This is a genomic window from Blautia sp. St.27G3 (assembly GCF_059728505.1).
The window spans coordinates 952,699-976,144 of sequence record NZ_BAAGFO010000001.1; the positions used below are offsets into that span (position 1 = coordinate 952,699).

24 protein-coding genes and 1 tRNA gene are annotated in these 23,446 nt (G+C 46.6%); 2 read left to right on the top strand and 23 right to left on the bottom strand.

All coding sequences use genetic code 11. The features are described from left to right. Positions 1–8: 8 nt before the first annotated feature. The 5 genes from AC6I2O_RS04375 to AC6I2O_RS04395 all read right to left on the bottom strand — a co-directional run bounded on the left by AC6I2O_RS04375 (position 9) and on the right by AC6I2O_RS04395 (position 4,991). Positions 9–899, bottom strand: a complete 891-nt coding sequence (locus AC6I2O_RS04375) for an ABC transporter permease (RefSeq protein ID WP_120392411.1) — start codon at positions 897–899, stop codon at positions 9–11. 4 nt (positions 900–903) lie between these two features. Then, a complete protein-coding gene (locus AC6I2O_RS04380) occupies positions 904–1,839 on the bottom strand; it encodes an ABC transporter permease (RefSeq protein ID WP_497741937.1) in 936 nt (311 codons plus the stop codon). A gap of 95 nt (positions 1,840–1,934) precedes the next feature. Further along, positions 1,935–3,437, bottom strand: a complete 1,503-nt coding sequence (locus tag AC6I2O_RS04385; RefSeq protein ID WP_497741938.1) for an ABC transporter substrate-binding protein — start codon at positions 3,435–3,437, stop codon at positions 1,935–1,937. Positions 3,438–3,672: 235 nt separating this feature from the next. Then, the gene (locus tag AC6I2O_RS04390; protein ID WP_120392414.1) at positions 3,673–4,557 is read right to left on the bottom strand and encodes a LysR family transcriptional regulator; all 885 of its coding nucleotides are present in this window, start codon (positions 4,555–4,557) and stop codon (positions 3,673–3,675) included. 266 nt (positions 4,558–4,823) lie between these two features. Then, entirely contained in the window at positions 4,824–4,991 is a 168-nt protein-coding gene (locus tag AC6I2O_RS04395; protein WP_120392415.1) for a DUF6364 family protein, read from the bottom strand. A gap of 112 nt (positions 4,992–5,103) precedes the next feature. Between AC6I2O_RS04395 and AC6I2O_RS04400 the strand changes: the two genes are divergently transcribed. Next, the gene (locus tag AC6I2O_RS04400) at positions 5,104–6,270 is read left to right on the top strand and encodes an Ig-like domain-containing protein (RefSeq protein ID WP_497741940.1); all 1,167 of its coding nucleotides are present in this window, start codon (positions 5,104–5,106) and stop codon (positions 6,268–6,270) included. A gap of 125 nt (positions 6,271–6,395) precedes the next feature. On the opposite strand, the gene AC6I2O_RS04405 is transcribed toward AC6I2O_RS04400, so the two are convergent. Continuing rightward, positions 6,396–6,563, bottom strand: coding sequence for a DUF6364 family protein (locus AC6I2O_RS04405; RefSeq protein ID WP_120392417.1), 168 nt, complete (start codon positions 6,561–6,563; stop codon positions 6,396–6,398). Between the two features lie 216 nt (positions 6,564–6,779). Between AC6I2O_RS04405 and AC6I2O_RS04410 the strand changes: the two genes are divergently transcribed. Continuing rightward, positions 6,780–7,046 (top strand): hypothetical protein, encoded by a 267-nt coding sequence (locus AC6I2O_RS04410; protein WP_497741941.1) that lies wholly within the window; start codon positions 6,780–6,782, stop codon positions 7,044–7,046. Positions 7,047–7,263: 217 nt separating this feature from the next. On the opposite strand, the gene AC6I2O_RS04415 is transcribed toward AC6I2O_RS04410, so the two are convergent. The 17 genes from AC6I2O_RS04415 to AC6I2O_RS04495 all read right to left on the bottom strand — a co-directional run bounded on the left by AC6I2O_RS04415 (position 7,264) and on the right by AC6I2O_RS04495 (position 23,444). After that, a tRNA-Pro gene (locus AC6I2O_RS04415) sits at positions 7,264–7,337 on the bottom strand. 117 nt (positions 7,338–7,454) lie between these two features. Then, entirely contained in the window at positions 7,455–8,876 is a 1,422-nt protein-coding gene (locus tag AC6I2O_RS04420; protein ID WP_120392419.1) for an RsmB/NOP family class I SAM-dependent RNA methyltransferase, read from the bottom strand. A 7-nt stretch (positions 8,877–8,883) separates the two neighbouring features. Next, a complete protein-coding gene (locus AC6I2O_RS04425; protein WP_120392420.1) occupies positions 8,884–9,387 on the bottom strand; it encodes a tRNA (cytidine(34)-2'-O)-methyltransferase in 504 nt (167 codons plus the stop codon). 87 nt (positions 9,388–9,474) lie between these two features. Beyond that, positions 9,475–10,650 carry a pyridoxal phosphate-dependent aminotransferase gene (locus AC6I2O_RS04430; protein ID WP_120392421.1) on the bottom strand — a complete coding sequence of 392 codons (1,176 nt, stop codon included), beginning with the start codon at positions 10,648–10,650 and terminating at the stop codon, positions 9,475–9,477. Further along, entirely contained in the window at positions 10,647–11,129 is a 483-nt protein-coding gene (locus AC6I2O_RS04435; RefSeq protein ID WP_120392422.1) for an Lrp/AsnC family transcriptional regulator, read from the bottom strand. The genes AC6I2O_RS04430 and AC6I2O_RS04435 overlap by 4 nt, the downstream gene beginning before the upstream one ends. Next, on the bottom strand, positions 11,126–12,253 hold the full coding sequence (locus AC6I2O_RS04440) for an AIR synthase-related protein (protein WP_497741942.1): 1,128 nt from the start codon (positions 12,251–12,253) through the stop codon (positions 11,126–11,128). The genes AC6I2O_RS04435 and AC6I2O_RS04440 overlap by 4 nt, the downstream gene beginning before the upstream one ends. 77 nt (positions 12,254–12,330) lie before the next feature. Continuing rightward, positions 12,331–13,947 (bottom strand): VanW family protein, encoded by a 1,617-nt coding sequence (locus tag AC6I2O_RS04445; protein WP_497741943.1) that lies wholly within the window; start codon positions 13,945–13,947, stop codon positions 12,331–12,333. A 349-nt stretch (positions 13,948–14,296) separates the two neighbouring features. Continuing rightward, positions 14,297–15,337, bottom strand: coding sequence for an IS30 family transposase (locus tag AC6I2O_RS04450; RefSeq protein WP_172523894.1), 1,041 nt, complete (start codon positions 15,335–15,337; stop codon positions 14,297–14,299). Between the two features lie 270 nt (positions 15,338–15,607). Continuing rightward, on the bottom strand, positions 15,608–16,111 hold the full coding sequence (locus AC6I2O_RS04455) for a hypothetical protein (RefSeq protein ID WP_497741944.1): 504 nt from the start codon (positions 16,109–16,111) through the stop codon (positions 15,608–15,610). 23 nt (positions 16,112–16,134) lie between these two features. Beyond that, the gene (locus AC6I2O_RS04460; RefSeq protein ID WP_103240978.1) at positions 16,135–16,329 is read right to left on the bottom strand and encodes a helix-turn-helix transcriptional regulator; all 195 of its coding nucleotides are present in this window, start codon (positions 16,327–16,329) and stop codon (positions 16,135–16,137) included. A 445-nt stretch (positions 16,330–16,774) separates the two neighbouring features. Then, a complete protein-coding gene (locus AC6I2O_RS04465) occupies positions 16,775–18,253 on the bottom strand; it encodes a phage tail tip lysozyme (protein WP_497741945.1) in 1,479 nt (492 codons plus the stop codon). An 86-nt stretch (positions 18,254–18,339) separates the two neighbouring features. Then, positions 18,340–18,828 (bottom strand): phage holin family protein, encoded by a 489-nt coding sequence (locus AC6I2O_RS04470; RefSeq protein ID WP_172523892.1) that lies wholly within the window; start codon positions 18,826–18,828, stop codon positions 18,340–18,342. A 333-nt stretch (positions 18,829–19,161) separates the two neighbouring features. Further along, positions 19,162–19,518 (bottom strand): diversity-generating retroelement protein Avd, encoded by a 357-nt coding sequence (gene avd, locus AC6I2O_RS04475; protein ID WP_497741946.1) that lies wholly within the window; start codon positions 19,516–19,518, stop codon positions 19,162–19,164. A 41-nt stretch (positions 19,519–19,559) separates the two neighbouring features. Continuing rightward, positions 19,560–20,702 carry a phage major tropism determinant gene (locus tag AC6I2O_RS04480; protein WP_497741947.1) on the bottom strand — a complete coding sequence of 381 codons (1,143 nt, stop codon included), beginning with the start codon at positions 20,700–20,702 and terminating at the stop codon, positions 19,560–19,562. Further along, positions 20,695–21,132 (bottom strand): hypothetical protein, encoded by a 438-nt coding sequence (locus AC6I2O_RS04485; protein WP_497741948.1) that lies wholly within the window; start codon positions 21,130–21,132, stop codon positions 20,695–20,697. The genes AC6I2O_RS04480 and AC6I2O_RS04485 overlap by 8 nt, the downstream gene beginning before the upstream one ends. Positions 21,133–21,147: 15 nt before the next feature. Beyond that, positions 21,148–22,284, bottom strand: a complete 1,137-nt coding sequence (locus tag AC6I2O_RS04490; protein WP_497741949.1) for a hypothetical protein — start codon at positions 22,282–22,284, stop codon at positions 21,148–21,150. 5 nt (positions 22,285–22,289) lie between these two features. Then, the gene (locus tag AC6I2O_RS04495) at positions 22,290–23,444 is read right to left on the bottom strand and encodes a siphovirus ReqiPepy6 Gp37-like family protein (RefSeq protein ID WP_497741950.1); all 1,155 of its coding nucleotides are present in this window, start codon (positions 23,442–23,444) and stop codon (positions 22,290–22,292) included. Between the last annotated feature and the right edge of the window lie 2 nt (positions 23,445–23,446).

Sequence of the window (23,446 nt, forward strand, 5' to 3'; positions counted from 1 at the left end):
ACACCTTCCTATCGTTTCAATTTCGGATCAAGCGCATCCCGCAAGCCGTCACCTACCAGATTAATGGACATCACTGTAATCATGATCGCAAGCCCCGGGAAAAAGCAAAGATAGGGAGCCTGTATAATAAACTGCTTGGAAGCTGACAGCAAAGCGCCCCATTCCGGTGTCGGCAGCGCAACACCCAGCCCGATATAGCTTAAACCGGCAGCGCTGATTATGTTTGTCCCCATACGCAGCGTTGCCTGTACCAGAATCGGAGAAAAACAGTTTGGAATAATATATTTTGTTATAATATAAAAATCCGAAGCGCCGATTGCCTTTGCGGATTCAATGTACTCATTGTACCGAACCGTAAGAACGGAGGCTCTCGTAATCCTGGCAAAAATAGGAATGGTGCTGATCGCCAGCGCAATCATCAGATTAAGCAAACTTGTTCCCAACACAGTAACCATCAGTATCGTAAGCAGAATGCTCGGAACAATTGAAAATGCATCAATCATACGCATGATAATCGTGTCATATCTGCCGCCCAGATAACCGGCGGAAGTTCCGATCGGAACCCCTACAAACAATCCGAAAAGCACTGACACTGCGCCGATGACGAGAGAATACCTGGCGCCATAGCCCACTCTTGCAAGCATATCTCGTCCATAATTGTCTGTGCCAAACAGGTATTTTGTTCCTGGCGAAATCATCCTGTCTGCAATATTCATTCCGATTACATCGGTCTCATAATCCCATATAAAATCCGCAGATACTGCAAGCAATATAAGTGCAGCCGTAATAATCAGGCCTATCATCGCTCCTTTATTTCTGCGGAACTGCCTCCATACCGCCAACGCCCGATTCTGACGGACTCCGGCACTGTTTTTACATGACTTTTCTACCCTGTCCATATGTTCAACTCCTTGCATATTCTGCTTTGATTCTCGGGTCCATAAACGCATATATGATGTCTACCAATAAAAGAATCAATGATACCACTACCGCTGTCATAATCACAAAGCCAGTTACTACCTCATAATCGCTTTTCAATATAGAATCAACCAGATAACTGCCGATTCCCGGCCACGCAAAAACACGTTCCGTTATCAGCGCGCCTCCGACCAGCGTCGCGCACTGCGTTCCGATCATAGTAACAATCGGAATCTGTGCGTTTTTAAACGCATGGCGGATAATAACCAGATGTTCATTTAATCCCTTCGCTCTTGCTGTCCGCAAATAATCCTGCCGCAAAACATCCAGCATCGCTGACCGTGTCGTGCGTGTCAATGCCGCCATATTTCCCGTCCCACATGTGATCATTGGAAGAATAAGGCTTTTCCATCCCGCTCCTGCTCCGCTCGACGGCAGCCATCCCAGATGAACCGAAAATAAAATAATCAGCAGCAGGCCAATCCAAAAATTAGGCATTGCAAGGCCAATGAAAGACAGCGCCGAAGCTCCCGTATCCACCCATTCATTTCGTTTTACCGCAGCTAATATACCAAGCGGTATAGAAGTAATCACGGTCAGAATGACCGATGCAACTGCAAGCAGAAGCGTATACGGAAGTTTTGAGAAATACAACTGCCAGACATCTTCGTTATTGTAAATGCTTTTTCCCATATCGCCGCGCAGCAACCCTCCAATATAGTGCGCATAACGGACAACTATCGGTTCATTCAAGCCATGATCTTCCCGGTAAATTTCAAGCTGCTCCTCCGTCGCTTCGTCGCCCAGAGCGGTTCTTGCCGGGTCTCCCGGTACCAGATCCATGACGCAATACACGACAAAAGAAACAAAAATTACAATGGGAATAATCATCAGAATACGTTTTGTGATATATTTTGCCATATCTTGCATACTCCTTTTTACAAATTCGGCATACTGTTTCAGATGAGCAGTATGCCGAATGAGAAATCAACTATTTGTTTGTATCATCTATCCTTTTATTCTGTTACGTACACCCCTGAAAAATCAACGTCATACGTTTGATTCCCAAGATTCACACCGCCAAAATTGCTGCTTCCGATACACCATAAATAGGTCTCACACAGCGGAATCGCCGGAATCTGTTCCGCTAGATGCTGCTGCAGCCCAGCATAAGCATCCAACATAGTGTCATACGAAGTACACTTTCTGGCTGTATCCAGTAATTCATCAAACGCAGGATCTGCATAGAACATACAGCTTACCGTAGAACCAGTTTCAAAGAAACGGCTTGCAATATTAAGAAGTCCGCCTGTTGATGACGTTGCATTAATAAACATATCATACTGACGGTCATCCCTCAGATTCCCCGTGAAACCAGACTGAGACTGTTCCCGAATTTCCACATTAATTCCGACCATGCTCAAATCAGCCTGAACCACCTCCGCAACCGGAATATACTTTGCAAAAGTGTAAAGAACCAGTGTTGTCCCGGTGAGATCATTCTCTTCCAGCAATGCGCGGGCTGCATCCAGGTCATACTCCACATAATCCACCTCTGCATACCCCGTCGATACCTCGTTGATGATATTATAAGATGGTTTTGCACAGGCGCCGCCCTCATAGCATGCATTCACGATATCATCGCGGTTAATCGCCATAGCAACTGCCCTGCGAAGTTCCGGACTCTCCCCCGGCAATCTGTCCATGTTAAATCCGAGATACACATTCGCCAGATTATCAGCCTGGAATACATTGTAATTACTGTCAGCCTGGAATTTCACAATATCTGATGCATTTGCTTCAAAAATAGCGTCCACATCCCCTGACTGAAGACTCAGCGCCCGCGTACTGGCGTCCGTCACAACCTGAAACGTTATATTTTCTGTAAGCTCCGGTTCGCCCCAGTAGCCGTCAAACCTTTCCAGCGACCATGATACGCCCGATTCCTGCGCTTCAAACTTATAGGGGCCCGTACCAATCGCACAGCCTGCTTCTCCCATCGTATCAACCGCCTGTTGAGACATAATCTTCTGCGCTGCATACATCAGCCAGTCCGGAGAGCATGTATTTAATTTGAATGTTACGGTCAAATCATCCTCCACAACAATCTCGTCGATCAAATCCGCTCCTATAATCGGCCATTTAACCCCCGCATTCTCAGATGAACTTGCATATGCCCATGTAAACTTTACGTCTTCTGCCGTAAAATCACTGCCATCGTGGAATTTTACATTCTCTCTCAGATAAAAAGTCCACTCTGTGCTGTCCTCATTTGCCTTCCATTCTGTAGCAAGCTCCGGAGTCGCATTGCCCTCCCGGTCCACATGCACCAATCCGTTAAAGGTCGAATTCGTTGTGATGGATGTCTGCGTATTTGAATTACCGTACGGTGCGTTTGACGGCAGATCGCCTGTCGTCGCAATTTTGACAGAAGATTTGTAATTTTCTGCCAGTACCGGAGTGACGTTTGAAAAAACCATTACTCCACACATAATTGCTGCAATCATTTGTCTCTTCATTGATTTCCTCCCAATCATTATTATTTTTCTTTATATCCATTGTGCACAACAAAGCTCAACTATTTCTACGATTTTCCCATCAGTATGCTTGTTTATTTTGTATGATGAAATATTACACCATCATTATGCACATGTAAAATACTGCTTTTATATATAAATTAGTATCTTATAAATTTTCATTATAAGATACTAACTGAGAACAAATCTATCAAATGATTGCATTTTTGATCTTTTGTCATTCATTTAAGATATCGCGGATCAAAGAAATCAGTGTCCGCTCCTCTTCATTTAAACCTTTTCTCTTCACATAAAACATACCGTATTCGAGCATAATCGGGTCCTCTATTTCTATGTATCTGATACCCGGATTGTTGCAGTAAATCCGATGCGGCAACAATGCCACCCCCATGCCAAGGCGTATCAGTTCCTCCACTACGCTGCTCTGTGAATAGTATTTACTTTTAATTTTATACCCTTTTTGATTCGCCCAGTCATATATCGCCATATTGGTCTTGGAATCCGGCTTCAGAAAAGTCAGTATATTTTCATTGACAATTTCCTCCAGAGCAACCGTTTTCCGGTCAGCCAGTAAGTGCATGGGCCCCACACAAAGCTTTGCGCTTTCTGTCATTAATGGAATATATGCCAGCTCTGGTTCCTTCTTTTTCATACCCTTTCCAAAAGCCATTGTTGTTTTACCACTTTTCAGCGCCTCAAATTGTTTGTTGTAATCACATTCCACCATCGTAACATCCACATTGCTGTGTTTCTTCATAAACTTTTCCACATGAATCATCAGTAATGGAACAATCTGCTTGGACATGGCCGGAGAAAAACCGATTCGGATTTCATACCTGTTATCAGACATACTGCGCATCCGCCCCGTAAGCCGATCAACCATCCCGAGAATTTTTTCCGCTTCTTCCACAAACTGCTCTCCCGCTTCTGTAAATTTAATGCCGCCCGTATTTCGCTCAATCAGACAGATTCCAAGCTCCTTTTCCAATTCCTTGACAGACACCGACAAGGTCGGCTGCGCAATAAAAAGCTTTTCTGCCGCTCTGTTCATACCGCCATATTTATGGATTGCTACAATATATTTCATCTGGCTCAATTTCATTTTATCGTCACCTTCTTCACACTATTTTGAAACATAACCTCTTTTGATCTGCAAAAACCTATATAAAATAATTATAAGTCATCACATTGGTTTGACAAGTGTCTGTTTTTCCCAGATGATTAAACAGACCTTTCTTTTGGACAAAATAAAAAAGGCAACCCACAGAGCTTCCAGTCCAGCTTTTTATCAAGAAAAATATACTATAATTTTTAAAACAATTAAAACTTCCCGATAAATATAGCACTCTAGCGAATCCACCGCCGAGCTCATTTGTTTTCTATCTCTAAATCACATGTATGAGCTTTAATATGTTCCTTCAATATCAAATTTATATACTGACTAAAAGAACGATCCTCATCTTTTGCAAACAGTTTTATTTTCTCAATAATATCCGAATCTAATGTGATGCTCACTTTCATTTTTAATTGAGCCATGCTGTCTCCTCCTTTTTCCTACAATATTAGTTTATCCCAAAATTATATTGACTATTCATATAAAGTAGGATAAGGTAGTATTAACTAAAATTAATTATGGAGGTTATGAGTTATGAAAAATTTAAAAAAAGTTTTGGCATGTATTTTATTATCACTTTGCATGACCATGGTCGTATCATCTGATTTACCGGGGCTAAATGTGATCTCTACAGTAGAAGCTGCATCCAGGGTAAAGATTAACAAAACAAAGGCCAGTTTAGTAAAAGGCAAAACATTGCAGCTTAAAATTTCAGGCACCTCAAAAAAGATAAAATGGTCTTCTTCTAAAAAGTCTGTTGCTACGGTTTCTTCCAAAGGCAAGGTTACTGCAAAAAAGAAAGGAACGACTACTATAACAGCAAAAGTAGGCAGTAAAAAATATACTTGCAAAATAACAGTAAAAGAACCAACCCCTAAACTTAGCAAGACATCGTTGACTTTAAAAGTTGGTCAATCGTCAACATTAAAATTAACCGGTACATCTAGCAAAATAAAATGGTCCTCCTCCAAAAAATCCGTTGCTACAGTTTCTTCTAAAGGCAAGGTTACTGCAAAAAAGAAAGGAACAGCTACTATAACAGCAAAAGTAGGCAGTAAAAAATATACCTGTAAAGTCACGGTTAAAGCAGCTCCTGCTTCAACGCCAGCGCCTACACCTACCCCAGTGCCGACACCTACTCCAGACCCTACACCTACTCCGGTTCCGACACCTACTCCAGACCCGGTACCAAGCGAACCAACAATAGCTGATAATTATAAGGCACTTAAAAACTACATTCTTACTTATGGCAGTGTAAATTCTTCTGGAAATAAGTTTATCAAATTAAATAAAAATTATCAAAGTGATACTTATTCATGGGGAATTGTATACGAATTGGCTGCAGACAAATTAAACTTTATTTATACAAGTAATACAATAAACCCCAAAACACAGTCCAGCCTTAACATGTATGTAGATTTACAGAATTCCAATATAGTTACGCCTAAGTTTACTTTTGTAATGTACAGCCCTCAGATAGGATTTCAAACAACCGCACAAATTGTAGCGTCAAATTATACCGGAAATCAGGATATATATTTTAGTATCATTCAAACCATAGGAAGCGCCTCTTCAAGCAGTATTCAGAAAATATGTAATTCAGATCTTCAACTAGCATTTGTTGGATGGGAAGAGCTCTTAGCAGGAAAAACCGGACTGACGCTGAAAAAACTTGGATTTTTGGCATATTCGGCAAATTAATAAAAAAATAGGAAAGGGGATTCTTTATGCCATGTTATGGCTTTGGAATCCCCTTTTTATGTATCTCTTCAATCTTCTTATGGCAAATACCTGACTAATATTTATTATTTTTTCTTTTCTCGAACTTATTTTGATTCTGTCTCTAAATCATATACATGTACTTTTACATATTCTTTTAGAATCAGATTTATATACTGGCTAAAAGAACGATCATCTTCTTCTGCAAACAGTTTTATTTTCTCAATAATATCCGAATCCAGTGTGATACTCACTTTAGTTTTTAATGGTTTCATACTACATACTCCTTTTTGCTACAATATAACAGGTTGTCTTGATTTACATTGACTCTTCCTATTAAGTAGGATAAAGTAGTATTCAAATATATTTTATTTTTGGAGGAAACCGATATGAGAAGAGTATCAGACAAACGCCCTACATGAAGAAAAAAACAATGTTACTATCGTGGTAAATGTTGATTTCATCATGAATATCAAAAGGAGAAAATGGATATGTTAAAAAAATGTCAAATCTTAGGATTTTTAGTATTTGTTCTGGGAATTATAGGAAGTTTTTATGTAGCATATGAATTTGGCAATGTTGTTGATTTTGAATATTCTGGCCGAGTTTTTTATGAAAGAGATTGGAATTTAACCTGTGCATATTTTGCAACAGGATGTTTTTCATCTATCTTACTCTGGACAATTTTTAGTGGCATGGCTGAAATCATTGAAAAACTTGACAACATAATCAACCAGCAAAAGAATATGACGAAGTAATCTCCCAACAGAGAAGCTAGTGGATGCGGTTATAGGGCCGTTTTCCCAAAAAATGCGTGTGTAAAAACAAAATTTGACTCTGAATCTATTCCAATAGCTGGCCAAGCAGGAACTGTTTCCAGCTGCCTGATAAAATGTTAGGCAGCTGGACAATCTCAGAAAAAAAGAAAAACACCGGATTTATAAAAAACCCGATGTTTTCGCCCCTGCCAAGGAGTCGATGCGACAGGATTTGAACCTGCGACCTCTGCGTCCCGAACGCAGCGCTCTACCAAACTGAGCCACGCATCGTTTCAGCTTGTTCAGTATAGCACTATATTTTTAAAAATGCAAGAGGATTTTTGTTTTTTTTTAATTTCCCTATATTTTGAGAATTTTTTACAATTTTCTGAAAATTCCCCTCCAATGCTACGTCATACGCCATCCCTGATGGTATTTATTTTTCAATGTTCCATTCACCAGTTTTCCCCAGCCAAGCGGGTATCCATTCACACACACAAGCTGCCAGCCTTTCTTTCTTGCCGGGTGGCAATCGTCAACTTCCACTGTTTCTCCACAGAGATAACGGCGTACCCGCTCATCTTCATAATGAAAATCAATACACGAAGCGTATCCTGTAGAACATGCTGTTCCAAACACCCCTGTCTCACCAGAACTGCTTCTCTCCAAAGCCATCGCCAGAGATTGTGAAGGTTCAAACCGCCCACGGCGGATTTCACCGAGATACAGTCCATTTCTCAGGAATGGAATACCGCCCTGTATCTGCGGCGGTTCTGGAAGAAAATATGCCTGGCCGCCGCGTACCTCTGTCTGTTCCAGACTCCAGTCCATCCGGACATCCTGCATAAATTCCAGCAGCGCCCGCTCTTCTTCCCTGGACGCCCTTTTTCCGCGTAAGCCAGTCCTGGAATGCATACCGCAACACTCCCCCTTCTTCTTCAAAAGCGCAAGGAAGTGCCCTTCACCGCCCATCTTATGTGGAAAAATCCGAACACATTTTTCCAGCTCCGGGCAAAGATCTGTCGCATTTCCTGACACAAAACCCTCTTGCCACGGGATTTCCACAAGCTCCATTTCGGGGCAACGCACAAGCAGCTCTGCGATCGTCCCTTCATTTTCCTCCAGCGAAAACGTACAGGTGGAATACAGCATCCATCCACCGGGACGCAGCATCTTAACCGCCTGCTGCGTAATGTCACGCTGGATTTTGGCACACTCTTTTACTTTCTCCAGACTCCAGGCTTTTGCATTTGCAATATCCTTTCGGAACATTCCCTCGCCGGAACACGGTGCATCCACAAGAATCTTGTCAAATGCCTCCGGAAACTGTTCCGCAAGTCTGGCCGGTACTGCATTTGTGACAAACGCATTCTTTACGCCAAACACTTCCAGATTTTTGAGCAACGCCTTCGCCCTCGAAGCGCTGATATCGTTCGCAACCAGAAGTCCCCGCCCCTGCAGCTTTGCCCCAAGCTCCGTTGCTTTGCCGCCAGGCGCTGCGCACAGATCCAGAACATACTCCCCTGGCGTAACCGGAAGTACACTGGCCGGAGTCATCGCGCTCGGCTCTTGTAAATAGTAAAGCCCTGCATAGTAAAAAGGATGGCGCGCCGGATCATCCTCTTTCTCATAATAAAAACCATTGCTGGTCCACGGAATCCTGGTCAGATGAAACGGAGCCAGACGTACAAACTCTTCCACGCTGATTTTCAGCGTATTTACACGGAGGCCAAATTTCCTTGGTTCGTCATACGAGGCCAGAAACGTCTCGTATTCATCTCCCAGCATTTTTTTCATCTTTTCTGTAAACTCATTTGGAAGCATCACCATACGTATCTCAGACCTCCCAGCGATACTTTGTCAGCTCGCCCTGCAACTTCATCTGCGCAAAACCATTCTGACGGAGTGCTTCGTACAGTACAATCGCAGCAGAATTGCCAAGATTCAGAGAACGAGTCTCTCCGATCATGGGAATCCGAATCGCTTCTTCCGGATGCTCTTTTAAAATTTCCTCCGGAATCCCTCCGCTTTCCTTGCCAAACATAATATAACAATCCGGCTCATAGGAAACCTCTGTGTAAACCCTTCGTCCCTTTGTCGTCGCCATATAAATTTTTGCTCCTGGATTCTTTTCCAGAAAATCCTGATAATTCACGTACCGCTCCACATCCAGCTGCGGCCAATAATCCATCCCTGCCCGCTGCAATGCCTTCTCTGTTAAATGAAATCCGAGTGGCTCAATCAAATGCAGCCTGGTTCCGGTCGCCACACAGGTCCGGCCAATATTTCCGGTATTTGCCGGAATCTCCGGCTCATAAAGTACAATGTTCAATCTGGCCATACTGCCTCCTGTCAAATCCCTATCCTCATTTTCTCCTGACTCATCTCACGGTGCCTCTCTTTCAGCCTCAGTAACAGTCCCTTTGCCTCAGTCACCGTTTTCCTGCTTCAGCTTCCGAATAAATCGTTCGATCCTCTCAAGCGCAGTTTTCAGCGCTTCAATCGAATATGCATACGAAATCCGCAGGAATCCCTCTCCGCACGGTCCAAATGCCGTTCCGGGCACCACAGCCACATGCTCTTCCTCAAGAAGCCGCATCGCAAACTCATCGGAAGTCAGGCCAAATTCCTTAATACACGGAAATACGTAAAAAGCGCCAAACGGCTCGAAACATTTCAGTCCCATCCGGGCAAATTCGTGCATCAGAAAACGACGACGTTGATCATAGGATTCGCGCATTCTTGCAACATCCTCATCGCCGCATCTCAGTGCATCCACGGCCGCATACTGGCTCGTCGTAGGTGCACACATGATCGCGAACTGATGAATCTTTGTCATCTGCGCAATCATTTCCTTCGGTCCGCAGAGATAACCGAGACGCCACCCTGTCATCGCATGCGATTTTGAAAAACCGTTAATCGTGAGTGTTCGCTCCCACATGCCCGGAAGGCTTGCAATTGACACATGCTCTTCCTGGTACGTAAGCTCTGAGTAAATCTCATCTGAAAGTACAAACAGATCTTTTTCAATAATAACCTCTGCGATCGCCTCCAGATCTTCCCTGCGCATAACGGCGCCGGTCGGATTATTCGGGAACGGAAGCACCAGAATTTTCGTTTTATCCGTAATTTTCTCCAGAAGCTCCTCCTTTGTGAGGCGGAACTCATTCTCCTCTTTCAGTTCGATCGTCACCGGTACCCCGTCTGCCAGAACCACACACGGCAGATAAGACACATAGCACGGCTGCGGAATCAAGACCTCGTCACCCGGATTCAACATAGCACGCATCGCAAGATCAATTCCCTCGCTGCCGCCTACCGTCACAAGAATCTCCTGCAACGGGTCATAGTCCAAATGGCACCGACGCTTCAAATAACGGCTGATCTCCTCGCGCAGCTCTTTCAGCCCCGCATTTGACGTATAAAAGGTACGCCCCTGCTCCAGGGAATAAATTCCCTCATCGCGGATATGCCACGGCGTATCAAAATCAGGTTCTCCGACTCCAAGAGAGATAACTTCCTCCATCTCGCTTGCAATATCAAAGAATTTGCGGATCCCGGAGGGCTCAATCGACATAACTTTTTCTGATAATGGATTTCTCACAGTGTCACCAGCATCCTTTCATCCTTTGATTTTTTCCCCATAATGGTTCCGTAGTCCTTGTATTTTTTCAGAATAAAATGCGTGGCAGTGCTCAGCACCGTATCCAGCGTAGACAGTTTATCGCTGACAAAAGCAGATACCTCCCGAAGTGATTTTCCCTGTAAAATAACGAGAAGATCGTACGCACCGGAAATCAGATACACGGACTGTACCTCCGGATAATTGTAAATACGCTCTGCGATTGAGTCAAACCCCTGTCCTCTCTGCGGCGTCACCCGCACTTCAATCAAAGCCGTTACCTTTTCAGAAGACGTTTTTTCCCAGTCAATCAGCGTATGGTAGCCACAGATTACCTGCTCCTGCTCCATCTTTGCCACTTCATTTGCTATAATTTCCTCACTGGAACCAAGCATGATGGCCAGTTCGGCCAGATCTATTTTGCTGTTCTTTTCCAGAAATGTCAAAATCTGTTCTCTCATTCTTTCCCTCCAAATCTGCGATACCATTCATCCTGCTGCGGGCGGTCGAGGAAACGCACTTCCTCCCCATTTCGAATGATACGGTCATTTCCGTCTGTTACCCGGCCGATGACTGCGGCAGGTATTCCATGCCCGATAAGCGCCTGAACCAAAGCCTCCGGCTGCGACGTCCCGACAAGCAAGGCACCTGCTGAATACAGTCCATACGGGTTTATATCAAAATACTCACAAATTTCCACGGTCTCCTGTCTGATTGGAATCCTCTTTAAATCCACTTCCAGTCCGACACCCGCGCGCTGCGCCATCTCCCAGAGCGCACCGAAAATACCGCCCTGTGACAGATCATGCATGGCGCATCCGTCTATTCTGGATGCAATCTGCGCATCGCGCACCACAGACAGCTGCGGTTTCCACGCCTTTGCCTGATCGGTCAGAAATAGCGGAAACCTTGCATGAAGCTCCTCCTCATGTGCTTCCGCTAAAGCCACTGTCCCGGCAAGCGCAATCCATTTCGTCACAACCAGTGCCTGCCCAGGGCACAGCTTTTTCTGTGTCCAGCCTGCCCCTGCCTGCCCCTTGTTCTGCTGCCAGCCGACATTACCTGAAAATCCCAACATCGGCCTCTGATTTGCATCCTCGATGCACACTTGCCCGATTCCCGTCATCTGATACAGCGGACGGTCCACTGCATCGGATACCTCTGTATGGCCACAGATCACCTGCATGCCACATACTTCCGCTGCCTTTACAAGCTCCTTCATTGCCTTTTTCAGTTCGTGCTCTTCAAATGAGGGCGGCAAAACCGCATGGACCGTAATTGCCTGCGGTACAGCTCCTCCGGCAGCAAGATTATTGGCTGCTGCCACTACTGAAACTCCGGGCTGATTTCCAAAACCGGGAATTGGACCAACGGCAGTATAAACCGTAACCACATATTCGGGCCGTTGTATCGTCAAGCCAGCTGACGTCTGCCTGTCATCCATACCATCTTTCTTTGAAGAAACTGCGCAGCCAAAGGCCGCGCAGTCTGCACCATACTGTTCCAGGCGTTCCGGCAGCTCTGCATATAATTGTCCCAGAACCGAACGCATTAACGCCGATTCCGGCAGTTTCCCAATCCTCATGAATACTGTCCGTCAACCTTCCTGTATACAATTCATATTGTCATGTTGTATCTTTTGAAACCAACTGTTTTTTGCTTTTACTGTACAAATTCATCCGGCTCCGGAGGGTCCATCGTCTCCCCTGGGTCCGTTGTCGCAGGCGGGTCTTCCACAACCGGTGGGTCTACGACCGGCGGCTCCGTTACAGGCGGATCTACCACGACCGGTGGGTCCGGCTCCTGCGGTACATCTATCTGCGGCGGCTCTGTCGCAGGCGTCTCACTTTCCTTGACGCCGTTTGCCAAAATAGACTGAACCTGGCTCAGATCGTTTTGTCCAATTGCTGTATATAATGCTGAGGCAAGCGCCTGATTGCTCGTCACAACACCGATCTCATAAATCGCCGGAGAGGCCTGATAGTTGCTGCTGTTTACCTGAATCGTCTCCGAGAGTACACCATCGTAATAAATATTTTTCCAAAGACATGCGGACAATCCCTGATGCGGAGACTGTACCTGGGTAAAATATCCGACGTTCTGGTCTGTTTTTGCCACAAGCTTGATATTGGAAGAAGGGTCTGTCTGACTTAGCGTCTCGCTGATAAACTCAATAGAACGATTTGCAGGCCGCGTCTCCACGCCGAAAATCGTAAAATTGAGTGTACCTGCGTAAGCAGAACCTGCAATATAAACCGGATTTTCCAGTGTATTGGTAAACACAAGGTCCATCAGACCTTCCGCAATCGCTGCATCCTTCGACGGATCTACGTAATTAACCAGCATGGTATGATTCGAACGCGAATTCACCTGAAGCTCTGCTTTCAGCACTGCATTATACAGTGTCGTAGACACCTGACAGATACCTCCGCCATAGGAATCCACTACCTGTCCGGCTTCATAGGAAGGAGCCAGCTCATAGCCGTTCTCCGCGGTAAATGGAACCACCACTTCCGTCACAGAATAACTCTCTCCCGGCATGAGCAGCTTGCCATTGATCTTTGCCGTCGCAGTCTCAACATTCTTTGCTCTTCCCCAGGACGAAGCAGAATAATCGGTCGTCGCAGTCCCAAGCACATTGTTCATTTTTTCCAGCATTTCCGCTGTCAGAACAGGAGATGTGCGCTGCACCGAAGCTTCTATGACAGTATCCCCGGCCTCATAATCCTTCAGGTGCTCCTTCAGGCTCACAAGCGTCGCGTCCACATCCAGCTTCAGGCCATCCGTTCCGCCCTCCACATGCAACCTTCCGTCATCCCCCATATAGCAGGAACCCTCCACCGGCTCAGAATTGAACTGCACGCAGGAATCTACAAATGCCTTCTGTGCACTCTCATCCATCGTATATTCAATCTCAAACCGTGAGCTCTGATTTTGAAGATCCTTCTGCTCCTTATAACGACGCACAATATTTCCTGTCGTGCCAATCTGGCTGACCTCATCCACCAGATCCTTATTTTCCCATTCCAGTCCAAGTTCCTTCCAGGTCTTTGTTACCTGAGCGTCACCCATCTGAATCGTAATCGCAGAGCTGCCAAGCTTCTCTACTTCGCCTTTCACATAAGCCTTTGCTTCATCCGGCGTCATACCACTGACGTCTTTATCTCCGATAAAAACACCGTCACTGATCACTTCCTGCTCTGCCGCCGAAACGACAAACAAGCTGCCTGCCGCAATCAAAAATGCCACAGCCACCCCTTTTAAAAATTTTCTTTGCATAAGTTTTCCCCTTTGACTCATTGCCTTCAAAATAGAATATATCCTTACAGAAGCGCCGGAATAATCGTTCCAGCTACCATAGCAAGCACGATCAAAATCACGATTGCCGCTGCAATCCGCTTCTGTGTCTTGGAATTATTAAAATTCATCATAGCCTGTCACCTCACCATTTTTCCATATTGTGAAATAAGATTGTCTATCATCCGCGATGCTTCATTTTTAGTCAGCATCTCAATTTTTACGTTACTCTCTATTTTATGATATTTTAGCAAATCCCGCAAGTATACTTTTTGTGAATTTGTGATTGTGAAAATGTCAATATTAAATGCGACACTTTTTTAAATTTTTTTCACCCGATTTTCTTAAGCTCTTCCTCGAAGAGTTCCCCGGCAGAACGATAGCCATGTATGCGGCGGGGATAGTTGTTTATCCAGTTTTCCATTTCCTCTACCTCTGCGTCTGTCATGCTGTCAAAATTTGTCCCCTTTGGAACCTTTCGCCGTACCATTTTATTAGTAACCTCATTTGTGCCACGCTCCCAGCTGCTATACGGGTGGCAGTAATATAGCTGTGTCCGTTTTCCCTCTCCCAGTATAGAACGTTCCAGCTCTTCACAATATGCAAACTCGCTGCCATTGTCTACGGTTATGCTTTTAAAGACTTGCTTAAACATAGCGCCCCATTTTCTTTCCAATGCGTCTAAAGCATCTACTACCGCCTCTGCTGTCTTGTCCGGCAACTTAAATATGATCTCGTCCCGCGTCTTTCTTTCCGTCAGTACCAGCAGGGTATTTTTAGATTTCCCCCGCTGCCCTATCACGCTATCCATTTCCCAATGCCCGAACTCTTCCCGCTTGTCTACCTCTTCCGGGCGCTTTTCTATACTTGTACCCGCCGCCGCCCTTGCCTGCTGCCTCTTCACTTTCTTATAGTCCCTCTTCTTATTTGCCTTTACTGGTAAATCCTTATTTGTAAGCTGTAGAAAGATACCTTTATCAATATAGCTGTAAAGCGTCGTTACGCAGATCGTGACGGAAAATTCCCCCTCTTTCCCCTGCGCCTTAAGCTCCCCCAGAACGGCAGCCGGACTATATCCCTCATTTACTATTTTATCCTCTATATAATTTGCTAACTTAATATCATTGCCGATCTTAAGCACGCCGCCCTTGCTTTTCAGATTCTCCCTGTACTTATCGTCTGCAATATCCGGGCTGTATCGTTCTTCCTGTGTAAGATCAGAGTTAAGCGCGGTATAAACTCCCCGCTTTATTTCCCGGTATATTGTGCTGCGGTGTACATGCAGCATGTCTGCGATCTCTTTTTTACCATGCCCCGCCTTTAGTAATGCCTCTAATTTTATCCGATCTGCCTTTGTCAGATGCTTACCCATTTCCCTTACCTCTCTTTTGTCCCATATACGACGAAAAGCCGCAAACTCTTTTACAAGTCTGCGGCTCGCTATTTTTGCCTCATTTACAGCATTTCTTACAAGCTGTATACTTCTTTTTTGCTTGGCTTAGTGGTATGCTCTTTGGGTTTTTCATTCCAGAACATGTAGGCTTACTATGGTACTTTTTGCTGCTACGGTCTATATATACGATTGTCTCGCCTGCTGGCTGCGCTGCGCGGCTTTTCTTCTCTTCTATGAGAACGTCAAGCTCTATATTACAGCCAAACGTTTGTACCCCCCCCCGGAAATTTCCAGTATTTCTGCGGTGTATCGGGCTTGCGGGTATTTCCGCGCTAAGTCCTTTGCCAGCTCTGCTGATAGATTCCCCAGTACCTTATTGCCCCACTTGATGCACGCGGCAGGCTCTCCATTGTATGTATATTTTTCTACCGTTATATCCTCGTCACCTGTCATAGTTCTTAATATGTCCTGGCGGTTCTCCCCGTCCTCGTTATCAAAAGTCACGCCTACTAATTTCGTGCGTATAGTTTCCGCAATCCTGCTGCCAGATGCAGCGGCAGGCGTTCCCGTTTTCCTCGGCTCTTCCTGCTGCCCGGCTGCCTCTTTCGCTGGCTTGCGTGCCAGCAGAAAGCATACGGCAGCAATTACTATGCAGCCGATACCGCCCGTAATATTTCCAGACGGTAGCGCTATAACTCCACTTACTGCGAATAATGCAGCCACAACATATAAAATGATCTGTTTCTTTGCCATAAATAAGCCCTCTCTTTCGCCTTTTACTTTAATTCTAATATTTCATCAGCAGAGGCGTTAAGCTCCCTGCATATTTTTATAAACATTTCCAATGTAGGCGCGTGCGCCCCATTTTCCCAGCGGCTTATATCCTTTTGGTGAACTTGCAGGCGTTCCGCAAGTTCTTTTTGTGAAACGCCCGCCGCTTTTCTCGCTTTTCTTATATTATTTCCGATCATGCGTTACCTCTTTTCTCTTTAGCTCTCATTATAAGGGCTATGCAGAGTTTCACCGTTCCTACGGCTACCAAAAAAATACCTAATTTCAAAATCATGCTCTTTACTCGGCTTTGGGTTTATGATATATTTTTTATAGGCGGCGGGCTTTCGCCCGCCTATAGGTCTAACCTATGTACTTGTCGATAATGATAAGTATTATGCCTATGATTAAGTCTATCAGTGCATTGACCGTCAAATCTTGCCACTTGATAGGCTTTTTCTTTTGTTTCTTCTTACCCATTTCCTGCCGTTTCTCCTTTCCAGTGCTTTACACTTATTTTTCTTTTCTCCTTTCTATGCTTTAATTATATACCAACTTTGGTATATTGTCAATCAGATTTCAAGAAAATTATGGTAAAAAAATAAAGGGTATGCCGCCCATGAACGACATACCCCAGCAGATACATTATAATCTTGTACAATAGTCCAGCGATACCCAGCCGTCCCTATTCTCTTCATACGCTTTCAGCAGCCCCCAGCCTGCGGCGCTGCCCTCTCCGGCTTTTACCTCTACAATGGTAAATACTCCCACGCCTGTATACTTCCCCGTCTTTTCAAAATCCGTGCCTGCGCCCGTCCTTATTCTAAGATCGGTTATATCTACTTTTACTTTAAAGGGAACCTGTACCGCCTCTGTCTTTCCCTGCTCTGTGTTCCCGCCTGCCCCGGTTCCTGCGGCGTACCTGTCGTAATACTCCTGCCCGTATGCTGCCCGGCGCTGTTTTACAGCCTCGCTCTGATCTGCGGGTTTTTCGTACCCGGTCAATACTGCATCAGAGGCAGCCCGTACCGACGTTGCAGCCATAAGCGCGGAAATAACGCCCTTGTAGCCCTGTAATTCCTGCCACAAGAAAGAAAGCTGCATATCTAAGCTGCCGATAGACGCGCCCACCGATCTTACAAAGTCAAGTAGTGCCTGCTTACGGCTGTAATACGTCCACTGTGCAAGCCCATAGCCCGCGCTGTCCCTCACAAAATTTGTATAACTGCCGCTGTCTACAGCCGCCGTATATTCTGCGTCCGTCATTCCCAGCCGCGTATTAAAGGAATTTTGCAGATTGCATGAATTAAGCCCGCTCTCTGCAAAAAGGTTTCCCATAAGCCCGGCAGCTGCATAGGCATTTAAGCCCTTGCCCGTCAGAAAAGACCAGATCATGCTTTCCGCGCCTCCCGCTGCCGTCTGCTGTTCATTGCCTGCAAAAACGCTGTATACCGCCTTTCCGTCCCAGTCATACACATTATAGCCAGCAATGCAGGCTTTCTTTGCATTTTCCAGACTTTCAAAAGCGCCCAGCTGCCCGGCTGCATCTTCCCAGCTTTTCCGCACGCGGTAAAGTTTCTTTTCGCTGTTTCCGGCAGATACAGCCCCGCTGCTTATCAGCCTTTTAAACTCGTCCCATGTATGCGCCGTGGTATTATATACATACGGGTTAGGGCAAATTTTCCCGGTAACGTCGTAATGCCTTATGACATGATCGGCAGGCACTCTGTACTTATCCATTAAGTACCTTGTCAGCTCTGCCGCCGCCTCTACCGTCGCGTCCTCAAAATACCAGTCTTTATCTGTCGCGCCCTGGCTGGCGGTGTTCCTCTTCCTTACGCATAATTCAATGCCTATGCTGTTTGCGTTCCGGCACTCCCCATGCTTATAACTCTTTGCGCCGCAGTGCCACGCTATGTTAGCATCTTCCACGCACTGCCAGATTTCCCCATTATGATCTACAAAATAATGCGCGGACGCATTTCTATTGCCGCCCGCAAAATATTTGCAGTTCGCCTGCGCCCCGCTCAAACCGCCCACATAATGAATCACAATGTACTTGATACGGGAAACGCTGCCCGGATTGAAATTGTACCCGCTTATCAGCCTGTTAATGTTCCTCATGCTTTTACTTCCTTTCTGCAATGAAATAAGCGCCTACGGTTTCCCGTAAGCGCCCTTTGCCGCTTTTCCTGTCTGATCTCTTATTCTTATCTTTCCTGCTGCTTATGCCCCTCTACGCTGCCCGTGGTGCTGTCCCCGTCCAGTTCGTCCGTGTCCGGCAGCTCGTCCGTATACTTGGAAAGAAAGCCCCTCACGCTCGCCCATACCTTTTTTACAGGCAGCCCGCACAATGCCATATTCTTAAAAATGCTTGTGATCTCATAGGCTATGTAAAGCAGGCTGAAAAACTCCGCTACGCCTACTGTCTTAAGCCCCAGATACCCCCGCGCCGTCTCCGGGATAAACCCGATCAGATTGATCTTGATAAGCATATCAACCGCCAGCATGAATACAAGGGAAATCAGCATTGCCACTTTCCGTATTGCGCCGTCAATCCCTGCGCAGCTGTTGAACTTCTTTTCTTTCACTGCCCGCAGTACCCCGAAAACAGTATCAAATACAATCGCCAGTATTACCAGCTCGATCACCTTATTGTGTGCCGCTGCGTCGATAAATTCCATTATTTTCATTTCCATAAATCCTGCCTTTCTGCTTTCTGCAAATTTAATGCCCGCTCTTTCAGTTCCGCGCCGTCGTACCCTGCTACGCTCTCCCAGTTTTCCAGAGTGGCGGTTAATTCAGCAATAAGCCTGCTCTGCTTTTCAATAGCTAGTGTTCCTTAGATACGCTAAGCCTGTAATGCTTTCACCAAATCACACGCCCCGCGCACGCCGATATTCGTGTTCACGTTCCACGGGTAATTGTTGCAATTCACGGCACGCGCGCCCGCGTGAACGCCATTGTTCCAGTTACCGCCCGCGATCAGCGCCGCCAGAGGGCTGTAATAAGCGGCTGCCCCATATAAAAAGCTACTTTGCAGCCTTTACCTCTTCTATGATCTCGCCCAGCATAACGCCCAGTTCTGTAAGTTTCCTGCCACACTCCCCGTAATGCTGCTTATTCATTGCGCTGTATTTCAGATCATTTGCCAGCCGCAGCAGCTCCTTACTCTGCTGCAATGCCACATCTGCCGCGTACAAGTGGCTTTTCGTCGCCGTTTTCTGCCACTTTATAACGTCTTGCAGCATTTCCAGCACGGCGTTTCTGGTTGCCGTCTGCAAGCTGAATTTTTCATATTTGGGGTACTTACTTAGCAGGGGATATATGTATACCAGAAAATCATATATTTTCTGGTGTAGTATGTCGCCTTTATCTCTTATTGACATTTTTATCCGTCCCCCTGTAGCGGCTGGGCTTTCGCCCGCCTCTACATAGAATCACACGCCCCGCGCACGCCGATAGCCGCGTACACGCTCCACGGGAAACCGCTGCAAGACACGGCACGCGCGCCCGCGTGAACGCCATTGTTCCAGCTACCGCCCGCGAACAGCGCCGCCAGAGAATACGCGTAATACTGGTAAATGTTGCCTACGTCGTACTTTGTGGCATTATCCCTTAAAGGGCTTTTCTTATCCCAGCCCCACGCCGCCGTAGGGTGGTATTCTGCATTTGTGGCGTGTTCTGCCCGTGTAATCAGATCATTAAGCCATTCCCAGACACGCCCCACGGCATCAACGCAGCCCACGGCAGAAACGGCATTTACCACGCTGCCCGTAGTCCCCCTGCCCGTGTTCGTCGTCGCCGTCCATGCGTTTGTATTTGCCCCGTCAAGCCCCTGCGGGCTGCCGAAAGCATAAGCGCAAAATTCGCTGTAGTCCGGCATACGCTTACCGCTTTTCATAAGCCTTTCCGTGAACGTGTACCAGTTCATGCCCTCTGTGCCTGTCATTGGCGCACAATTATATTCTGATTTCAAGCCCTGCGCGCCGTCGTCAGAATTAAGGTAAATGTCTACCCATGTGCCACCGCCCAGATATACCATACCCTCCGGGCTGCATTTCGGGCGGTGTCCCAGCGTCCATACGCTGCGCGGCACAATCCCGTTGCTTACCGCGCTTTCCCAGCCCGTACCGAAAACAGCGCCGCTGCTGTTCACGGGCTGCAAATTGCCATTGATCTTACGGCAGCGCCCGTAATGAAAGCCGCCGATCTTGCGGCTGTTGCTGGCGTTCCACCCGCTCGGATATGTAGAGTTAAGGGAAATAATATACTGCTCGTCCTGTGCGTCCTGCCTGCTGTCGCAGATATAAACGTAATAGTCGCAACCCACGGAAAAAGCCGCGCCTACGTCCAGATTAGAGGCGTTAAGTACCGTGTTTCCCGTCTGGAAGATACCAGCGCCGCCCACGGCAATTACGCAGCCCTCTATTACGGTGATCTCATTCGCCCCGCTTGCGTATAAATACTGGCTCGTCGGCGCTACAATGTCGCTGATTGTCGCCAGCTTGTTTACATTCAAAAGCGCCCTGCGGTCTGTCTTTGTCACATCATCAACAAATATTCTACTCATACTGTTTTAACACTCCTTTCAGCGCTGTAATGTCGTCTGCGGTCATTCCTGCCACTGCTGCCGCTTTTTCCAGCCCTATAGCCGTATTATCTGCGGCAATGCCCTTTGACAGTGTTAATACCGTCCTGTCGTTTCCCGTCTCGCCTGCTGCCGCCGCGTCGTCCGTCTGGGTGTGCGTTACCGCCGTGACCGTTCCAGAAATGCCGCCAGCCGCAAAAGCCATGCCCGGCGCTGCCTCGTCGCAGTAATATACTGTCACTGCTTTCTTTTCCTCTGCCACCGATACAATAGCGCACTGTATGTAGCGCTGCTTTTCCAGACTTTCAATTTTTGCCAGCAGATCAGCCGCCGCCAGCTCCCCGGCTGCCACCATAGCAAGGCAGTTGTAGTAATCGTCTTTTGTCTTTAATGTTTTGGGAAATCCTTTCATAATCTGCCCCTTTCCTTAAAATGTATTTGCAAGATAGGAATTGCCGATATATGCAATTCCTAACACCGCCGTTTCCTCTGTTCTTTCGTAATGCTGGCACATGTAGGCAGCTCCCAGATAGCATAAACCTAAAACGGCATCATGCTTATAACTTATGTTCCAGCCGTTTTCTACCAGCGTAAGCCGCCTGTCAAGCTCTGCCAGTGTCTCTGCCGTCTCCGCGCCGCCCGCCTCTGCCAGCTGCCGCAGCTGTTCTACCTTGTCTGTCAGCCCGTCTATTTGCAGTTGCAGGCTGCCTGCAATGTCCCCGCCCAGCTTTTCCTTTATGTCCTCAAACCATGCGTTAAACTCGCTTTCTGCCTCTGTCTGGAAAAGCGTAATTTTCGCCATGAAAGCGGTATAGGCTTTCAATAGCTCCGCGTCCCAGCCGTCAAGCGTACTTTCAAAAGAATTGTACCGCTCGCTGAACTGGTTCTCGTACTGGTTAAACAGGCTTTCTGTCATGGTTATGTAGTTCTCATAAATGCCCGCGATCTCACTTAAATACTTTTCCATATCCTGCTTATATATGCTGAACTCGTCCAGCACTGCCTGGCTGTAGGTTTTGAAAAAGTCATTAAACTGTTTCGTCAGTACGCTTGCGTCGATCTCTTCTATTGTGCCTTTCACAATGCCGCACAAGGCACTGTTAAACCGCTGGTCTGTAATATCCTTTGTCTGAATCTTTGTTACGCCTTTCCCCACGTAAATATCAGCTATGGCAAGCTCCCATATTTCCGTATTCCGGGTTAAGGCTGCTGCCGCAGGCTTTGCAGACGGCACGCCCTTTAAGACGGTCAGATACATGTCCCTCTGCGTCAAGTCCCAGCGTATAATTACCCGGTCTATGCGGTTAAGCGCCCCCTCTGCTGTGCTTAACGTAATACCCATGCTTACAGGGTTTCTGAAAGCGTAACCATTGATAAACGCATACCCGGCGTTTACCTTGATTTCCATTTTGTCATAGGCTATAACCTGTAGCCCGTCGCTGGGTTTCGGGAAAACGCCGTTTGCTATGAACGTGGCAAAATACCACGCCCAGTCCTCGGCTTTATATACCCTGTCGTATTCTTCATCTACCAGAATGGCATTGAACGGCAGACAATCAGCCATGCTTTTTACCTCACTTTCCTTATCTGGTCTACCAGCGTAGGCAGGCTGTCCCCAAACGTCGCCTCTATTTCCTCTGCGCCTTTCTGGTATGTCTCTGTTACTTCTGTTATCCGTGCATCAATCTGTATGCCCCACTTTGTTTCCTTGCATGTGATCCTGTCCCCTAAATCAAAGTCCTGCTTAAACTTAAGGTTAGAATTTGTGTTAATTGTGCTTACAAAATTTATGATCTTTCCGTAGTTTTCCAGCTCTGCCGCCGCCCTCGTCTTAAGCATCTGCAAATAGGTATTAAGCGGTATTGTTACCTCTGTTTCCCCGCTCTGGTATTTCCGGGCTATGTCCGTCGCGTCGCAAAATACCTCTGTCAGCTCCAGACCAGACGCGCCCTCTCCGTCTACCGTCGTCACTGGCTGGCTGCCGTTGTCGTCTGCCGCTCCCTGTATGTAAATGAAATTCCCGCAGTTTTCTATACTTGCTGTATATTCCTGCTCGTTTATATTGTCAAAATCCCGCGAAAAAATACAAGGCGTGTTTCCCTCGCTGTTTTTCGCGGTAAGGTCTTTGCCCTTATACAGATAAAAGCCGTACTGCCGCGATCTCTCGTTAATCAGAATGTCATAGCCCAGCTTTCCTGCCTGCGCCCTCGCCTTTACTTCCTGCCCCAGCTTTGCGTATACCTCGTTTGCGTACTCTACCGCGCTGCCTGCTATGGTTTCCTGCGCCAGCATGATAAAGCGCGGGAAACGGCGCTTTGTACCCGCACTGCTGCCGCAGTTATTCTTTACCATTGTGTTTATAATGCTCTGGTTCGTCGCCGTCGTTACGATCTGCGGGCTTATGCAGCGCTTGTTAAGCCACTGGCTAAGCATGTAGCCCTGTGCCTCTATCTGCTCTAACCCGTTCTCATCTTTGGTAATGTGTACATAGGTAATCTGCGCAGCCCTGCGCCAGATACCGCCCGCCGCGTCCGTCACTTCCCGCTTTCCGTCATGCTTTACAATAATATTGCCCTCGGTAAGCAGCCGTTTGTTATTGTCCGTGATCGGCGCAAGCAGATTGAACGTGCCTACATCAAAATACTTTACATGCCATAACAGGCTTGCCATTTCGTCGATCAGTCCCAGCGGCTCTACCGTCTCGTCAAATACTCTAAGCTCCATGC